Origin of the sequence: Verminephrobacter aporrectodeae subsp. tuberculatae, assembly GCF_026127385.1 — a bacterium.
Classification (GTDB): domain Bacteria; phylum Pseudomonadota; class Gammaproteobacteria; order Burkholderiales; family Burkholderiaceae_C; genus Acidovorax; species Acidovorax aporrectodeae.
Genome location: NZ_QZCX01000002.1, coordinates 1,463,871 through 1,465,006, shown reverse-complemented (window position 1 = coordinate 1,465,006; position 1,136 = coordinate 1,463,871). Strand labels below are relative to the sequence as shown.

Sequence of the window (1,136 nt, the reverse complement as noted above, 5' to 3'; positions counted from 1 at the left end):
GGTGCTTTTGTTTGTTCGGTAAGGACCTCTGGATTCCGCTTTGGCGCCGCATGCCAGCCAGGGATGGGGCGCCCGCGGCGTGCCGTTGCCCCATGACCCAGTGCGCGCAGCGATGCCTGGGGATTGGTGTCGTTCGACCCGTCAGGGGCGGTCGGCCGCGTCGGACGACTTCCCGACACGGGGGCTGCGCCGCAGCGGATGCGGCGTGCCGGGTCAGCCAAGCGATTCGCCGATTGCAAGGGGAGCCACCGGTACGTCAAGCTGTTTGTCAGACATCTGCTTTCAACTCATACAGTTGTAGATACAAATAGGATGTAGCATATTTTTCCCCGTCACCCTGTACAAAATAGTCAACTTGCCAAGGTTTTTGCTTGCTCTCATCGCCTAGTCATTGGGCAGGTGCCAGGCCCGGGACACCGGGGACCATGAGTTGGTGTGAAAACGCGGGGCGTATCGCTCCTCGGAAGACTCCGAGCGTCGCCTTGGCGCGACAGGCCACCGGCGGGCGGGCGGCTGGCCCTTATCGGCCCGGCGCGTGGCGGAGTGGGGGCGGTCCCTGGCATGGCCAAGCGACGCTCCAACCTGTCGTAGCGCTGAGCTTCAGAAGCCGGGGCGCATGCAGGCGTAGCGCGGTGAGCAGGGATTTTTGCGAGGGCGCTGGCCCCGGCGCGCAGGAATACTTGCGGGACGCAAGCGGTGGTGGACGATCCCGCACCCGCGCCGCGCCTATCGAGGGGGCTCGGGTCGTGCTTGCACAGGCTGGGTCCGTCAGCACCCGGTGTGTTCGGGCCACATGTCCGGTCAGGCTGCTACGGCAAGAGGTTGGGCAACCAGCCGCACGCCGAGCGCGGTGCAAACACGGCTAATGGTCTCGAAACGCGGCTCGCTTTCATGCCGCAAAGCCCTGTACAGAGCTTCTCGCGTGATGCCTGCGGCCTTGGCGATTTCCGTCATGCCGCGAGCGCGGGCGATATCGCCGAGCGCGGCGGCCAGCAGGCCGGTATCGTTTGCTTCAAGAATGTCGGTCAGGTATGCCGCCATGGCTTCCTCGCTGTTCAGATATTCACTGGCGTCAAACACGGGCAGTTTGTCCACATCGATGATGCGTTGCTTCTTGCTCATTGCCGTTTCTCCTG

Annotated in this window: 1 protein-coding gene; it reads right to left on the bottom strand. The window is 63.6% G+C overall.

Annotation, left to right across the window (positions count from 1 at the left end; all coding sequences use genetic code 11):
* Positions 1 to 801: 801 nt before the first annotated feature.
* Entirely contained in the window at positions 802 to 1,122 is a 321-nt protein-coding gene (locus tag D5041_RS14795) for an addiction module antidote protein (RefSeq protein WP_265285035.1), read from the bottom strand.
* Positions 1,123 to 1,136: the final 14 nt, after the last annotated feature.

Excerpts from the sequence above, each read along its gene's own strand:
- D5041_RS14795 (WP_265285035.1), bottom strand. The coding sequence starts at position 1,122 with ATGAGCAAGAAGCAACGCATCATCGATGTGGACAAACTGCCCGTGTTT.